Here is a 15,331-nt window from a genome sequence, read left to right as displayed (position 1 = left end):
CGCTGCGCGCGCACGTCCCGGCCGCCGGTGGTCCCGACCACCGGCGGCGGGCGGGCGTCAGGCGCCGCCGTGCACCAGGGCGTCGATGACGGCCTGCACGGCGGGGGCGACGCGGCCGAAGGCGATGCCCAGCTCCGCGCCGCCGCCGCCGCCGTCGCGGTAGCGGGTGACGGACCCGGGCGCCAGGACCTCCTGCGTGCCGATGACGACCCGCAGGTCCCCGGTCGCCCCGGGCCGCAGCTCGGTCGCGCCCGGCAGCAGGCAGCGCAGGCCGCTGACGCTGAGGTCGGCGAGCGTGGCGTCCACGCGGGTCGAGCCCACCTTGAAGGTGACGCGCCCCGCGACCGGGCGCCGCTCGGCCGTGCGCCGCTCCAGGCGGTCGCCGAGCGAGGCCAGCTCCTGCACCCGCGTGATGGTCGTGCCCAGCGCCGCGTGCAGCGTGTCCACCAGGGCGTACTGCTCGACGGCGACCCCGCTGAGCGCGGCCGTGGCCTCGTCGAGCAGGCCGATGTCCGTGCCGACCTTGCTGATGGCCCGCCCGACGCGCGCGGCGTCGGCGTCCAGCGCCGCGAGGGTCGTGGTGATGGTGCCCGTGGAGCTGGCGGTCGTCGCGGCGAGCATCTTGACCTCGTCCGCGACGACGCCGAAGCCCGCGCCCGCCTCGGCGGCCCGCGCCGCCTCGATGGTCGCGTTGAGGGCCAGCAGCTTGGTCTGCCCGGCGACGCCGGCGATGAGCTGGGCCATCCCGCCGACCTCGGCGAGGCTCGTGCCCAGGGCGACGGCACCGGCGTCCGCGTCGGCCGTCTCCGCGCTGACGCTGCGGGTGACCGCCTCGGTCGTGGCGACCCGCGCCTCGATCGAGCGGGCGCAAGTGCGTACGGCCTCGACGTGCTCGCCCAGCGCGCTCAGCTCGGCCAGGACGGTGGCGGCGCTCTCGTCGATGATCGCCTGCGCGCGCTCGCGGGTGTGCCGCTCGGACGTGCGCTGGTGCTCGAAGCCCTGCTGCAGCTGCAGCTCGCGCTCCTCGTGCGCCTCGCGGAGCGCCTCCCGCTGGTGCAGGAGCGTCAGCCGGGCGGTGGTGAGGGACCGGGCGATGTCGCCGAACTCGTCGCGGCCCGCGGGCAGCGGGCGCTCGGTGAGCTCGCCGTCGGCGAGGGCCGCGACGGCCGCGACGGTCGCCCCGACGTCGCGGCGCGTGCGCCACCCGATCCCGACGGCCGTCCACGTGGCGAGCAGGAAGCCGGCCCCGGCCACGGCCAGGACGACGTCGCGGCGGGTGACCAGCTCGTCCTCGCGGGCCCGCAGCAGGGACTCCAGCGCCTCGGAGGCGCCGGGGAGGGCGGCCTCGGCGGCCGCGACCACGGGCGCGGTGGCCGCGGTGGTGGCGGTGGTGGCGGTGTCCGCGGGTGCGGTGGTGAGCTGCGTCGCGCTCGCCGTCGCGACCGCGGCGACGGCCGCCAGGCGGTCGAGGGCGGCCAGTTCACCGTCGGTCAGGTCACCGGCGTCCGTGGCCCGGCGGGCGGTCTGCACGTCGGCGGTCAGCGCCTGCGCGGCCCCCGCCAGCGCGGCGGCCTGCACGGCGCGCGCCGTGGGGTCGGCGTCCGCGGCGGCGGCCGCGGCCACGAGCAGGTGCGGGACCTGCACGACCTCGGCGTCCATGACGTAGTAGGAGTCGAGGTCGGGGTCGAGGATCAGCCGCGACGCGTTGGCCACCTCGGTCGCGAAGGCGCCCAGCGCCTGCGTCCGCTGCAGCGCGCTCGCCGAGCCGGTGGTGGCGGCGGTGAGGGTGGCGACGGCCTCGTCGAGCTCCAGGCCCGGCTGCGCGGCGACCCCGGCGCGCACGGCCGTGAGGTCCACGGCCTCGCCGCGGGCCGCGGCGGTCATCGCCCGCAGCGCGGGGTCCAGGACCTCCTGCCCGGCGAGCTCCGCGCGGGTGGCCGCCAGCTCACCGCCGACCTCGACCGTGAAGGACCCGGTCGCCAGCAGCCCCGGCAGCAGCAGCAGCGCGGCGAGGACGGCGAGGCGCGGCCCGGTCCGCAGGCGGTCGCTGAGGGAGAGCACCGGGCGCAGGGCCCGCGGAGGCGCCACGGTCCCGGTCTGGTGCGTCGCGACGCTCATGTGCTGGTGCCTTCCCGGACCTTCGGCGGCGGCGCGCTGGTGCACCGTGGCCCTCCCCATCGGCGGGTGCGGCGACGATCAGAGCGGTTCCGCCCCCTCGTCGGCCGGGCGGCGCCGCGGCCGCACGACGCGCTCGAGGAACCGCTCGACGGCGAAGCCCAGGGCGAGGGCCACGACGATGCCCACCGCGGACCCCAGGAGCGGCCGCCCCCGCAACCACCGGCCGGCGACGGTGCCGATGAGCACGGCGTACGTCGCCCAGCTCACGGCCGCGAGCGCCGACAGGCTCGCGAAGCGGCCGCGGGGGAAGGCGACCGCCCCGGCGGTGAGGTTCACGGCGGTCCGGCCGATCGGGACGTAGCGGGCGGCCAGGATGGCCAGGGGTCCCCGGCGCTCCAGCTCTCGGCCCGCCCGGGCGAAGGCGCGCGCGAGGCGGGGGGAGCGGGCCGTCCAGCGCCGCAGCGGGGAGTGCCGGCCCAGGGTGTAGGTGAGGTTGTCGCCGACCCAGGCGCCCACGGCCGCGCACGCGCCGAGCAGCAGGAGGTCCGGGCGGCCCAGGGAGCCGGAGACGGCGGCCAGCGCGATGACGACGGACTCGCTCGGCAGGGGCGGGAGGAACGCGTCGAGCGCGGCGAGCGCCAGCACGACGAGGACGACCCACGAGGCCCCCGCGTGCGCGAGGGCCAGCTGGTCCAGGTGCTCCAGCACGGCCCCTCCCTCCGACGTGCCGACCCTCGCACGCGGGGGCCCGCCCGGCCGCCCCGGGCCCGGCGCCTCAGCCCTGCTGCAGCGCCGCCGGTGCCGCGGGGACGCGGTCGAGCTCGCGCCAGGCCGGCGCGACGAAGGGCAGCAGGGTCACCAGCAGGTAGGCGCCGCCCAGGACGAGCAGCAGCGCCGTCAGCGACCCGCGCTCCAGCCAGAACCCGGCCACCAGGGTGCCCAGCGGCATCCCGGCCCACGCACCGGCTCCGACCACCCCGCCGACGCGGGCGCGCGCCGCGGCCGGCACCCGCTGCAGCTGGGCCGCGCCGAGGATCGGGTTCAGCGCCCCGGCGGCCACCCCGGCGAGGGCGAGCACCAGCAGCAGCACGCCCAGGGAGGGCGAGGTCGCCAGCACGAGGAACCGCGGGCCGCCCGCGAGGAGGAAGGCGACCCCGAACACCGTGCGGCGGGAGAACCGTGCGCCGACGGCGCCGAAGACGACCGCGCCGACGACGGCGCCCCCGCCGAACGCCGCGACGAGCAGGCCCAGGGCCGTGCCGCCGCCCAGGTGGCGGGCGGCGTGCAGGGGCAGCACGACGCTGCTCCACGCCGCGTCGAAGGCGTTGGTGAGCAGGACCATCCCGACGATCGCGCGCAGCAGCCGGTCCTGGCGCACGAAGGCCAGGCCCTCGGCGAGGTCGCGCCGGTAGCCGCGCCACCCGCCGCCGGCCGGGGCCGGGGTGCGCGCGACGGCGGTCGCTCCGGCGGCGGTCGCTCGGACGGCGGGGACGGCGGCGGCGACGAGGAGCGCCGCGACGACGAAGGTGGCCGCGTCCAGCACGAGGACCACGGGGGCCCCGACGGCCGCGACGAGCCCGCCCGCCGCGGGCGCGCCCAGCAGTCGCGCGGCCCGCTCGGCCGCGTCCATCCAGCCGGTCGCCCGCTCCAGCGGCGCTCCGGCGTCGGCGGCGAGCTCGGGGAGCATGGCGTGGCGGGCCGCCTGCCCCGGGGTGTCCAGCAGCCCGGTCGCGACGACGAGCGCGATCAGCCCCGCGAACGGCAGTCCGGTCGTGGCCGCCAGCAGGGGGACCGCGCCGATCGTGACGGCGCCGACCGCGTCGGAGACCACGCTGGTGCGCCGGTAGCCGAAGCGGTCGACGAGGACGCCGCCGAACACTCCGCCCACCACGACGGGCGCGACTGCCGCGGCGCCCAGGACACCCAGCAGAGCGGCGCTGCCCGTGCTCGCGTAGACGTACAGCGGCAGGGCGATGAACGTGGCCGTGTTGCCCGTCGCGCTGACCGTGTGGGCCAGGAGCAGCCACCGCAGCCGCCACGCGGGCGTCACCGCGGGACCCGGGGCACGGCCGCGTAGACCAGCGCGACGCGGTGGGTGCCGGGGCGCTCGCCGTCGGCGGACAGCGCGTCCGAGCGCGCCTGCCACCGGTCGACGAGGGCCTCGAGCTCGTCGCTGAGCTCGCGCAGCTCGGTGGTGGTCAGGCGCAGCTGCCGGTCACCCGTCGTCAGGGCCGCCACGAGCTCGCGGGGCAGCGACGCCTCGGCGTCGAGGTGCTCCTGCAGGACGGCCGCGTGGCGGCGGGCGAACTCCCGGCGCAGCGCCGTGGAGGCCGCGTGCCGCTCGGGGTCGTCGAGGGAATCGGTGGGGGACACGGTCGTCAGCTGGTGCACCGCGCGCCACCACCGCTCGCGCCGGTCGCGCGCCAGGTCGGGGGCCTCCTCGACCAGGCCCGCGTCCACGAGGCGGCCCAGGTGGTAGCTGACGGAACCGGGGGCCTCGTCGAGCACCCGGCTGAGCCCGCCCACCGTCGCCGGCCCCTCGCTGCGCAGCTCCCCGAGCAGCGTGAGCCGGGTCGGGTGCGCGAGCACCCGCATGACGGCGGGGTCGGTCAGGCGCACGGCGCGGGAGTCGTCCACGCGTCGAGGCTAGGTCCACAAGAGCCGTTGTACAAGACTTCTTGTGAACAGCTGGCCTCGTCGTCACCTCTCCCTGGGGCGTCAGTCCATCCCGAGCAGGCGCGCCAAGTTCCCGCCGCAGACCAGCTGGCGCGCGTCCTCGGAGCCCGCAGCCCGTTCCATCTTCTCGAACTCGAAGGTGTAGTCGACGAAGGGCGAATCGGTGCCCCAGACGACCTTCTCGGGTCCGAGGCTCCGGATCGAGCTGGCCACCTCGAAGATCGGCACGCGCGCGGTCTCCAGGTAGAGGTTCGGCGTCTCGGCAGCCACCTCCACGGCCTGGTCGTGCGACCAGAAGGTGCCGCTGTGGGCCATCAGGAACGGGACCTCGGGGTAGGCACGGCAGATGCGGGCGAACTCCGGCGGGGCGTTGTACAGGTCCGAGGCTCCGTGGCAGATCACGACCAGCTCGCGCTCGCGGATGGCCTCGAGCACGGGGCCGACGAGGCCGAGGTCGGAGAGGTGGTAACCGTGGATGGTCGGGTGCATCTTGACGCCCCGGTAGCCCTTGTCGGCTCGTCGGTGCACTTCGGCCACCGCTTCCTCCCGCTGCCACGGGTTCACCGCGAGGAACGGGACGATGCGGTCGGGTGCGGCGGCGCGGGCACGGTCGACGTCGTCGTTGTCGAAGACCCCTTCGACGAAGGGGAAGGCGCAGGCGCGGTCGACGCCGGCAGCGTCCATGCGCTGCAGCAGTTCCTCACCTGTCTGGCTCGCGCCGTGGCGGAAGCCGATGTGGTTGTGGGCGTCCATCGTGGTGACCATCGTGGGTCCTTCCAGGGGGAGGTGGTCAGCGGCTGCTGCGCCGACGCAGCACGCCGAGGGCGAGGGCGAGCAGGATGAGGCCGCCGTTGAGGCCGTAGCGCCACGGGGCGCCGAGGCCCAGCAGCACCAGCCCGTTGGCGAGGAGGGTGACGAAGACTGCGCCGACGACCGTCCAGAGGACGGTGATGCGACCGCGGGGTGAGGCCGTCGCGCCGAGGTAGACGGCGGTGAAGGCGTCGAGGAGGAACGGCTGCGCTGAACCGGGGACGGCGAGTCCGGTGCGCGCGGTGAGCATCAGCCCTCCGCCCGCGGCCAGCAGACTGCACACCACGAAGCCCGAGGCGAAGGTCGAGCGGACCCCGATCCCGGCCAGCCTCGCCGCACGAGCGCTGCTGTCGACGAGGTCGACTCGCCGGCCCCACGTGGTGCGGGTCGTCGCGAACCAGGCCAGGGCTACGACGAGGAGGGCCGCCAGCAGGAGCAGCCGCACCGGTCCCCACGAGTCGGAGCCGAAGACGAGGAACGGCTTGACGAGATCGATCGGCGCGGTGAACAGCTGCTGCGGCGTGCCGTTGTCCGAGACGACGAGAGCGAGGGCGGTGAGCACCAGGTTCAGCCCGAGCGTGGCGACGATGGCCGGGACCCCGAGGTACCCGGACAGCAGGCCGTTGACGACGCCCACGACCAGGCCGACGGCGAGGGCGATCAGGACGGCGGTCAGCGCACCTTCTCCCTGCAGCAGGGCGCGGGCCGCCAGGTAGCCCGCGAGGTCGGCGGTCGCGGCGAGGGAGAGGTCGAGACCCTTCATGGCCATCAGCACGCTCAGCCCGACGGCGAGGACGACCAGCACGGTGGCGTCCACGGCGACCGCGGCGAGGTTGCGCGGGTCGATGAACAACGGCCGGGCCACGGCGATGACGGCCAGCGCCACGAGCATGCCCAGCACCGTGGCGTAGGAGCGCACGACGTCCAGGCGGTGGGAGTGCGGACCCGGGGTACCGGCCGGCGAGCCGCCGGTCCGCATCGCGGTGGGAGTGCTCATCAGAAGATCACCACTTGTCCGAGGTTGCGGTGGCGGGCTACGGCGACGAGGACGGCGAGCAGCAGCACGACGCCCTGCACGGCCCCCAGCCACTGGTCCGACAGCCCGTTGGCGATGAGACCTGCGGCGACGACCGTCACGAACAGCGAGCCGACGGCCGAGGCGCCCGGGTCGAAGAGGAAGGTGCGGGTCAGAGCAGAGCCCAGGAAGGCTGCCGCCAGGGCGGAGACGAGCAGGTCCAGCGAGGCGTCGCGGGCGGTCGACCCGCTGGCGTAGGAAGCCAGCAGCACGCCCGCCAGCCCGCTGAGCGCGGCGCTGAGGACGAGCGCGGTCACCGTGACCCGTCCGGTGCGGACCCCCCGCAGGCGGCTGGTGCGTTCGTCGTCGCCGGCGGCGCGCAGCCGCAGACCCGGTCGCGTGCGCCGCCAGAGGGCGAGGACGGCAAGCACGACGACCGCGGACGTCAGGACGATCCCGGGGACGGGCCCGACGTAGCCCTGTCCCAGCAGCAGGAAGCTCGTCCGCTCCACCGAGACGGCCAGGCCACCGTTCACCCCCAGCGTGATCCCGACCAGGAGGAAGAGCATCCCCAGGGTCGCCACGAAGGACGGGACTCGGAGCAGCGTCGTGACCGCGCCGTTGACCGCGCCGAGCCCGGCACCCACGACCACCCCGGCGAGCACCACGAGCGGGGTGGGCACCCCGGCGACGACGAGTGCCGCCGACACCGAGGCGGTGAGCTGGGCGACGGCTCCGACGGACAGGTCGAAGGCTCCGGCGCCCAGCGCCACGGTCAGGGCCGCAGCCAGCATGACGGGCGTGCCCGCCTGCCGCAGGACGTCCCACGCCCCGGCCGACAGCAGGAAGCCGGGGGAGCCCGCGACCAGGGCCGCCACGACCGCGATCATGGCCAGCCCGACCCCGATCTGGCGGGCCCACGGACGACGGGTGCGGCGGCGGGGTACCGCGACCGGTACCTCCGGTGTGGCCCGGGAACCTGCCGGGGCGGCCGCCGCACGTGCGGTGAGGCCGTCCTCGTCGATCGTGCCGCGCGCGAACTCATCGGTGACGCTCCCGTCGCGCACCACGAGGACGCGGTCGCAGAGGCCGAGCAGCTCCTCGAAGTCCGACGAGACGACGAGGACTGCGGCGCCACCTGCGGCGAGCTCGCCGAGGTGGCGGTAGATCTCCGCCTTCGCGGCGACGTCGACGCCGGCCGTGGGTTCGTCCACCAGGTAGAGGCGGCCTCCTCGGGACAGCCAGCGGCCCACGACGACCTTCTGCTGGTTGCCACCGGACAGGGTGGACACGTCCGCCACCGGAGAGGCGGGCACGATGCCCAGCCGCTGCACGAGGTCGTCGGCCGTCGTGGTCTCGCGTCTACGCGAGAGCACCCCACCACGCGCGTGGTGGGAGAGGCTCGAGGCCGTGAGGTTGCTCCGCACTGCGAGGCCGGGGAAGAGGGCCTCGGTCCGCCGTTCCTCCGGGACCAGAGCCACACCGTGGCGCACGGCGGCGCGGGGGCCGCCCGTCCGCGTCTCGCGGCCGCCCAGGCGCACCGAGCCGGAGCTGCGCCGGTCGCCGAAGAGGGCGAGCAGCGCTTCGCTGGCGCCGGAGCCGACGAGACCGGCGAGTCCCACGACCTCCCCGGCCCGGAGCCGCAGCGTCAGGTCCCGGACGAGCTCACCCGAGCGCAGGCCGTCCACCTCGAGCAGCACGTCACCCGGCGTGTGCGGCACGTCCGGGAAGAGGGCGTCGAGGTCGCGGCCCACCATCGCGGCGATGAGGTCCTCGACGGACATGCCGGCGGCGGGGGAGACGGACGTGCGGCGACCGTCCCGGAGCACCGTCACCTGGTCGGCCAGGGAGGTGATCTCGTGCAGGCGGTGGGAGATGTACAGGACGGCGACACCGTCGCTGCGAGCTGCGCGGATGAGGTCGAACACGGGCGCGGACTCGGCCGAGCCGAGCGCTGCGGTGGGTTCGTCGAGGACCAGCACGCGGGGATCGGCGGCGAGGGCGGCGGCGATGGAGACCTGCACCCGCTGCGTCGGCGTCAGGTCGCCCACGATGTCGTCGGGCAGGCAGTCCGCTCGCACGCGTTGCAGGACCTCGTGCGCCCTGCGCCGCATGGCCGTGCGGTCCAACAGCCCCGAGCGGGTGGGTTCGCGTCCGAGGAACATGTTCTCCGCCACCGTGAGGTGCAGCGCCAGCGGCTGGTCCTGGTAGACGATCTCCAGTCCGAGGCGACGGGCGTCCTCCGGGCCGGAGAGCTCGACGCGCGAGCCGCCGACCTCGACGAAGCCGGCTGCGAGCGGGTTGACGCCCATGAGGGCCTTCACCAGCGTCGACTTGCCGGCGCCGTTCTGGCCCACGAGGGCGTGCACCTCACCGGCGCGCAGTTCCAGGTCGACGCCGTGCAGCACGGTCGTCGAGGCGAACCGGACGACGGCGCCGCGCACGGCGGCGGCGACGGCGGCACCGTCTCCCGCACCAGGTGCGGGGGTTTCGAGGAGTTCGGTCACGGTGTCCTCCTTCAGCCGCGCGGCGACACGGGTTGCATGACGACGACCTGCTGGTCCTGTGGCCACTGCTCGGAGATGCGGTTCTCGTCGAGCTTGACGTCGGCCCAGACCCCGGCGCCGTAGCGCAGCTCGGCGGCGGCGATGCCGTTGTGCCGGGTCGCGACTCAGGCCGTGGTGAAGATGTTCGGTGCCACCGGCTTCCCATCGCGAGCGTCCAGCGCGGCTTGGGCGGCCAGGGTGCCGATGAGCTGGGCGTTCTGCACGACGGTCGCGACGAACGGGCTGTTCGGGGCGTACAGCATGGGGAAGGTGGCGCGGTCCCCGTCGATGGACGCCACGGCTATCTCGGACCGGTCCGCCTGCTGGATCGCCTGCACCGCACCGGATGTCATCTGGTCGTAGGCGCCCCAGACGCCGGCGATGGAACCCTTGTCGGGGTTCGCGGTGAGGACGGCCTGCATCTGCGACTGCACGCGGGCGGGGCTGAAGTCGGAGGGCTGCAGGTGCAGCCGCACCTGCGGGTAGTCGGCCACCATCGCCTTGAGGATGCGAAGTCGGGTTTCCAGGAGCGGGGCGCCGGGGACCCAGAACGCGTAGAGGTCACCGCGGTACCCCATCGCGTCCAGCAGGGACCGGCTCATCATCTCGGCCATGAGGTCCTCGTCGCCGCCGACGTCGGTCACCGCACCGGGCACGGTGGAGCCGACCCCGGCGGTGACCACGACGACGCCCTTCGCCCGCGCCTGGGTCACCACGGGGCTGAGCTGGGCCGGGTCACCCAGCTCGATGAGCAGGACGTTGACGCCCGAGTTCACCAGGGTCTGGATGTTGTTGATCTGCTTGGTGGCGTCTCCGCCGGCGTTGGTCGTCGTCACGGTCGCGCCTGCGGCGCGGAACGACGTGTCGGCGCCGGCGATGATGTCGCGGTTGTAGTCGTTGACGATCTCGCGGGCGGCGATGCCGACCTTGAGCGGTCCGCGCTGGAACGGGACGGCAGCCGGCGCGGCGCTGCCGGCGGCCCGGGGCCCCGCCGCGGACGCGTCGGTGACTGGTCCGTTGAGGGAGCACGAAGAGGCGAGGAGCAGCCCGCCCAGTGCGGTGGCCAGCACGGCGATCCGGCGAGCACCAGAGGTCGCGAGTCGATTCACGTCGGGTCCTTCGGGAGGGGGTGGGGTGTCAGGAGCCGTGCGTCGGTGCTCGTGCGGGGAGCGTCTCCCAGCAGCGAGCGAGCGGTGGAGGTGTCGGTCACCACAGCGTTGGCGAGTCCGCCGGAAAGCGCTGCGCGCAGGGGGTCGACCCGCTCGGGGCCGGCGGCGACGGCGACCCGCAGGGGTCGGGAGCGGATCAGGTCGAGCTCGGCGGACAGCGTCCGCTCGGCCAGCGCCCCGCCCACCGCCCGGCCGTCGGCACCGAAGAAGCGTCCGACCGCGTCGCCGACGGCCCCTCGGGCCTGCAGCTGCTCGAGGTCGCGCTCCTGGAGGTAGCCGTTGACGAAGAGGGGGGTCGTCGGGGACACGTGGCCGACCCCGAAGAGGCACGTGTCGGCTCGCGCGACGAGGTCCAGGGCGCTGCTGATCCCTCGGTCGGCACGCAGGCTGGCGACCGTCGCGGCGTTGTCGACGTAGAGCGGTGCGGCGATCAGCACGGGCCGTGCACCGAGGGCGTCGGCGACGGCGGAGACGGTCTGCGCCGGGTCCATCCGCGTCGGGTCGGTGGGCGAGGCCCCGGCCAGCTGCACGACGGTCACGTCCGGGATGTCGTCAGCGGCACGCCGCAGGGTCCGCAGCACCTCTGCGGTGCGGGCGATCCACTCGTCGGGGTTCGAGCTCCAGCCGAGCCCGACCACCGCCCCGGGGCGCAGCGTGCGGGCGAGGACATCCGCGCACCCCTGCCCGAGGTCGACGTGACCGGTGTCGTCCGCTTCGACCACGACCGCTTCCTGGAGGCCGAAGCGGCTCTCCAGGGCCAGCTCCGTCTCGACCCGGCGGGTGATGCCGGAGACGATCTCGATCCGCACGATCCCCACCGCCCTCGCCTGCGCCACGAGGCGGCCGGCGGTGGCGCGGCTGACGCCGAGATGCCGGGCGATGTCCAGCTGGGTGGCGCCTTCCACGTAGTACATGACCGCAGCGCGGACGAGCAGTCGCTGCTTGTCGACGCTGGGCAGTGGCACAACGAGCTCCTCGGTGAGCATATGCTCATGCATTGCGCATGTGTCACACGACGGTAAGCGTCCTCGCTGGAGCCGTCAAACCGGGTCTCAGCCGTCGCCGGGCGTCCTGGGGAAGATCCGAGTGCCCTGCTGGAGTCCCGCCGAGCGCGGTGGAGGGCCTCGCCGGGGGAGGGCAGGGCGCACTGGCGACCATCTCGGCCGGATCAGCCTGGCCTCACCGGCAGGCGACGGGCGGGGTCGTGTCACGCCGACGTCGCAGCTCGAGGCCGCGGGGAGTGGGCACCGGCGGCCGGGGGCCGCGGTCGTGCAGGGGTCCCTGCACGACCGCGGAGGAGCTCAGGCCTGGCGGATGAGCGGGACGACGTCCTTGGTGAACTGGTCGAGGAAGCGCGACTGGTCGTGGCCGGGGCCGTGGAACACGAGGTGGGTGAAGCCCGCGTCGACGTACTCCTGCACGCGCGCGGCCACGAACTCCGGGTCGGCCGAGACGATCCAGCGCTTGGCGACCTGCTCGATGGGCAGCTCGTCGGCGAGGCGGGCCATCTCCATCGGGTCGTGCACGTCGTGCTTCTGCTCCGCCGACAGCGACAGCGGGGCCCAGAACCGGCAGTTCTCCAGCGCGCGGTCCGGGTCCTCGTCGAAGGACAGCTTGATCTCGATGGTCCGCTCGAAGTCGGGGACGTCGCGGGTGGCCAGCGCCAGGCCCTCCTCGAGCGCCGGGAGCAGGGTCTCGGAGTAGAGGTCCATGCCCTTGCCGGACGTGCAGATGTAGCCGTCGCCCGCGCGGCCGGCGTACTTCGTGACCCCGGGCCCGCCGCCCGCGACGAAGATCGGTACCGGCACCTCGGGCTTGTCGTACACCGTCGCGTTGTGCAGCTGGTAGAACTCGCCCTCGAACTCGACGCGGTCCTCGGTCCACAGCGTGCGGATGAGCCGGACCGCCTCGCGCAGCCGCGCGAAGCGCTCCTTGGTCTCCGGGAAGATCGACCCGACGGCGGTCTCGTTCAGCGCCTCACCGGTGCCGACGCCGAGGATCGGGCGGCCGGGGTGCAGGACGCCGAGGGTCGCGAACGCCTGGGCGATGACGGCGGGGTTGTAGCGCAGCGTCGGGGTCAGGACGCTCGTGCCGAACTGCACGCGCGACGTCTTCGCGGCGACGTGGGCGAGCCACACCAGGGCCGAGGGCGCGTGGCCCTCCTCGTGGCGCCACGGCTGGAAGTGGTCGGAGATCCACACCGAGTCCAGCCCCTGGTCCTCGGCCTGCACCGCGAAGTCGGTGAGCTGGCCGGGGCCGAACTGCTCGGCGGACGCCTTGTAGCCCAGCTTGAGCCGCTGTCCGTGCGTGTCCACCATGGTGTCTCTCCCGAAGCGGTCGTCGTTGGCGAGTGCGTCCGGACGAACCCTAGGTCAGCTGAGCGGGACGCTGACGAGGCGGTCGTCGCCAGGGCGGGGCTCGCCGCGGAACGTGTTGCTGGTCAGCACCCACAGCGAGCCGTCGGGGCCGACCTCAGCCGCGCGCAGGCGGCCCAGCGTCCCGTCGAGGTAGGCGTCGGGGGTCCCGGTCGGGCCGTCGGGGTTCAGCGGCACGCGCCACAGCTTCTGCCCGCGCAGCGCCGCCACGTAGACGGCGTCGGCGGTGACGGCGAGACCGCTGGGGGACGCCTCGTCCGTGGTCCACGTCTGGAACGGGGCGACGAACCGGCCGCCGCCGTCGCCCGGCCCCTCGACCTCGGGCCACCCGTAGTTGCCCCCGGGGCGGATGACGTTGAGCTCGTCGAAGCGGTCCTGGCCGAACTCCGCGGCGATCATGCGGCCCGTGGAGTCCCAGCCGAACCCCTGCGGGTTGCGGTGGCCCAGGCTCCAGGTGCGCGAGCCCGGGAAGGGGTTGCCGTCGGGCACCGCGCCGTCGCGCGTGATGCGGAGGATCTTCCCGCCCAGGGCGTTGACGTCCTGCGCGGCCGGGCGGTTCTGCGCGTCGCCCGTGCCGACGTACAGCAGGTCGTCCGGGCCGAAGCGGATCCGGCCGCCGTTGTGGGTCGTGCCCTTGGGGATGCCCGTGAGGACCGGCACCGGGTCCACGAGACGGCCCCCCTCGTAGGTGAACCGGACGACCCGGTTGTCCTCGCGCGCCGTGTAGTAGAGGAAGACCTGCGCGTCCTCGCCGAACGTCGGGGACAGCGCGATGCCCAGCAGGCCGCCCTCGCCAGCGGGGACGACGTCGGGGACGGCGCCGTCGCGGCCCGTGGAGGGCACCTGCGCCAGCAGCCCCGGCCCGGCCTGCACGACCCGGGCGCTGTCGCGCAGGGTCACCAGGGCGGTCCCGTCGGGCAGGACGGCGAGGTCCCACGGCACGTCGAGGCCGGTCGTGATGTCCTGCGGCGCACCGGGTGTGCCCGAGGCGGTCGCGGCGGGGTCGCCGCTCGCGGACGGCGCACCGGGCGTGGGGGTGGGCGTGCCCGCGGGGCCGGACGTCGACGGGGTGAGCGAGGGAGTGACCGACGGTGTCGCGACCGTCCCGGTCCCCCCGGCGCCGCCGGGGTCCGAGCACCCGGCCAGGAGCAGGGTGAGGGCCAGCGCGACGAGGGGACGGGGTGCGGCGCTGCGGGTCGTGGCGGGCGGGCGCATCCCCCATCCTCACCCGCGCGCCCGGCCGGTGCCCGGCGACCCGCCCGGGGCGGCCACCCGGCCTCCGCGCCGGGCCCGGCCGGCTCGGTAGCGTGCGCGGGTGCCGACCACCGCCGCCCCGCAGCCCCTCGTCGTGAGCCTCCCCTCGGCCTCGTGGGTGTCCTCGGTGGGGGAGGTGCCCGGCGCCGAGCTGACGGTGTGGGACTGCACGGGCACCCCGGCCGGGCCCGCGCCGCACGTCGTCGTGCCGCCGTACCTGGGGCTGCCGCCGCTCACCGACGTGCTCGCGGCGCTGCCCGACCTGCGCGTGCTCCAGCTGCTGACCAACGGCTACGACGGCGTCGCCGAGCAGCTCCCCGACCACGTGACCCTCTGCAACGCGGCCGGCGTCCACGACGCGTCGACCGCGGAGCTCGCGGTGGGCCTGGCCCTGGCGTCCCTGCGCGGCCTCGGCGACGCCGCGCGCGCCATGGCGACGGGCGACTGGGCCGCCGCGCGCCGGCCCTCGCTCGCCGACCGGCGGGCCCTGGTGCTCGGCTGGGGTGGGGTCGGGCAGCAGGTCGCCGCCCGGCTGGCGCCGTTCGAGGTGGCCGTCACGGCGGTCGGCAGCCGCGCCCGGGAGCAGGACGGCGTCCAGGTGCACTCCCCGGACGAGCTGCCCGCCCTCCTGCCGCAGCACGACCTCGTCGTCCTGGCCTGCCCCCTGACGGAGGCGACGAGGGGCCTGGTCGACGCCGCGTTCCTCGCCGCGATGCCCGACGGCGCCCTGCTCGTCAACGTGGCCCGCGGACCCGTCGTGGTCACCGACGACCTCGTCGCCGAGCTCGCGAGCGGCCGGCTCCGCGCCGCGCTCGACGTCACCGACCCCGAGCCGCTGCTGCCGGGGCACCCGCTGTGGAGCGCGCCGGGCGTCCTCGTCACCCCGCACGTGGGCGGCAACACCAGCGCCTTCCGGCCGCGCGCCGTGGCGCTGCTGCGCGAGCAGCTGCACCGGCTGGTCGAGGGCTCCGCACCGCGCAACGTGGTGCGGCCCGGGGCCTGAGGGTTCCCGGCGGGTCAGCGGCACGCGGTCCGCGGTGACGGCACCGGGGCGGGACTGACCGTCGCGCGCGCTCCTTGCGCCCCGACGAGGTGGGGGGTGATCCTGGATCGTGCGGTCGACGGTGCGGGTGTTCGCGGTGGAGCTGGCGTTCACCCTCGTCCTGGTCCTCATCGCCGAGGTGCTGTTCCGCCTGTTCGGGTGGGACCGCTTCTGGGCGCTCGTGGCCGTCTTCCTGACCGGGCACGTCGCCCGGGCAGGGCTGGCGCGCCGGCGGCGCGCGGTCCTCGCGGGCGAGGCGCCGTCCCCGTCGCGCTGACCGCTGCGAGCGCCGTCGCGGGCCCCCGCGGCCCCGGTACGGTCGGGGA

At 75.2% G+C, this 15,331-nt stretch carries 13 protein-coding genes; 2 read left to right on the top strand and 11 right to left on the bottom strand.

The window, feature by feature from the left end:
- Positions 1–57 precede the first annotated feature (57 nt).
- From F1544_RS04340 to F1544_RS04290, 11 genes are all read right to left on the bottom strand, one after another.
- Positions 58–2,118, bottom strand: coding sequence for a methyl-accepting chemotaxis protein (locus F1544_RS04340; RefSeq protein ID WP_167582454.1), 2,061 nt, complete (start codon positions 2,116–2,118; stop codon positions 58–60).
- Between the two features lie 78 nt (positions 2,119–2,196).
- Positions 2,197–2,826 (bottom strand): DedA family protein, encoded by a 630-nt coding sequence (locus tag F1544_RS04335; RefSeq protein ID WP_208971264.1) that lies wholly within the window; start codon positions 2,824–2,826, stop codon positions 2,197–2,199.
- A 67-nt stretch (positions 2,827–2,893) separates the two neighbouring features.
- The gene (locus F1544_RS04330; RefSeq protein ID WP_167582452.1) at positions 2,894–4,168 is read right to left on the bottom strand and encodes an MFS transporter; all 1,275 of its coding nucleotides are present in this window, start codon (positions 4,166–4,168) and stop codon (positions 2,894–2,896) included.
- Entirely contained in the window at positions 4,165–4,755 is a 591-nt protein-coding gene (locus tag F1544_RS04325) for an ArsR/SmtB family transcription factor (RefSeq protein WP_208971263.1), read from the bottom strand. The genes F1544_RS04330 and F1544_RS04325 overlap by 4 nt, the downstream gene beginning before the upstream one ends.
- Before the next feature lie 81 nt (positions 4,756–4,836).
- Positions 4,837–5,547, bottom strand: coding sequence for an amidohydrolase family protein (locus tag F1544_RS04320; protein WP_208971262.1), 711 nt, complete (start codon positions 5,545–5,547; stop codon positions 4,837–4,839).
- A 37-nt stretch (positions 5,548–5,584) separates the two neighbouring features.
- Positions 5,585–6,601 carry an ABC transporter permease gene (locus F1544_RS04315; protein ID WP_167582450.1) on the bottom strand — a complete coding sequence of 339 codons (1,017 nt, stop codon included), beginning with the start codon at positions 6,599–6,601 and terminating at the stop codon, positions 5,585–5,587.
- Entirely contained in the window at positions 6,601–9,126 is a 2,526-nt protein-coding gene (locus tag F1544_RS04310; RefSeq protein WP_167582448.1) for an ATP-binding cassette domain-containing protein, read from the bottom strand. The genes F1544_RS04315 and F1544_RS04310 overlap by 1 nt, the downstream gene beginning before the upstream one ends.
- 164 nt (positions 9,127–9,290) lie before the next feature.
- Positions 9,291–10,274 (bottom strand): substrate-binding domain-containing protein, encoded by a 984-nt coding sequence (locus F1544_RS04305; RefSeq protein WP_167582446.1) that lies wholly within the window; start codon positions 10,272–10,274, stop codon positions 9,291–9,293.
- Positions 10,271–11,299, bottom strand: coding sequence for a sugar-binding transcriptional regulator (locus tag F1544_RS04300; protein WP_167582444.1), 1,029 nt, complete (start codon positions 11,297–11,299; stop codon positions 10,271–10,273). The genes F1544_RS04305 and F1544_RS04300 overlap by 4 nt, the downstream gene beginning before the upstream one ends.
- Before the next feature lie 336 nt (positions 11,300–11,635).
- Positions 11,636–12,652: a glucose-6-phosphate dehydrogenase (coenzyme-F420) gene (fgd, locus tag F1544_RS04295; protein ID WP_167582442.1), complete on the bottom strand. Its 1,017-nt coding sequence runs from the start codon at positions 12,650–12,652 to the stop codon at positions 11,636–11,638.
- A gap of 54 nt (positions 12,653–12,706) precedes the next feature.
- A complete protein-coding gene (locus F1544_RS04290; protein WP_167582440.1) occupies positions 12,707–13,924 on the bottom strand; it encodes a PQQ-dependent sugar dehydrogenase in 1,218 nt (405 codons plus the stop codon).
- Between the two features lie 100 nt (positions 13,925–14,024).
- On the opposite strand from F1544_RS04290, the gene F1544_RS04285 reads away from it, so the two are divergent.
- Complete coding sequence (locus tag F1544_RS04285) at positions 14,025–14,966, top strand: 2-hydroxyacid dehydrogenase (protein ID WP_167582438.1); 942 nt, start codon at positions 14,025–14,027, stop codon at positions 14,964–14,966.
- 109 nt (positions 14,967–15,075) lie between these two features.
- A complete protein-coding gene (locus tag F1544_RS04280) occupies positions 15,076–15,282 on the top strand; it encodes a hypothetical protein (RefSeq protein ID WP_167582436.1) in 207 nt (68 codons plus the stop codon).
- Positions 15,283–15,331 lie beyond the last annotated feature (49 nt).

The sequence above is a fragment of the Kineococcus rubinsiae genome, from assembly GCF_011839805.1.
In the GTDB taxonomy this organism is placed as follows: domain Bacteria; phylum Actinomycetota; class Actinomycetes; order Actinomycetales; family Kineococcaceae; genus Kineococcus; species Kineococcus rubinsiae.
Note: the sequence above shows the minus strand (reverse complement) of the source record. Positions and strands in the feature narration are given on the sequence as shown.

Coding starts and splice junctions, on each gene's coding strand:
- F1544_RS04290 (WP_167582440.1), bottom strand. CDS start 13,924: ATGCGCCCGCCCGCCACGACCCGCAGCGCCGCACCCCGTCCCCTCGTC.
- F1544_RS04340 (WP_167582454.1), bottom strand. CDS start 2,118: ATGAGCGTCGCGACGCACCAGACCGGGACCGTGGCGCCTCCGCGGGCC.
- F1544_RS04315 (WP_167582450.1), bottom strand. CDS start 6,601: ATGAGCACTCCCACCGCGATGCGGACCGGCGGCTCGCCGGCCGGTACC.
- F1544_RS04320 (WP_208971262.1), bottom strand. CDS start 5,547: ATGGACGCCCACAACCACATCGGCTTCCGCCACGGCGCGAGCCAGACA.
- fgd (WP_167582442.1), bottom strand. CDS start 12,652: ATGGTGGACACGCACGGACAGCGGCTCAAGCTGGGCTACAAGGCGTCC.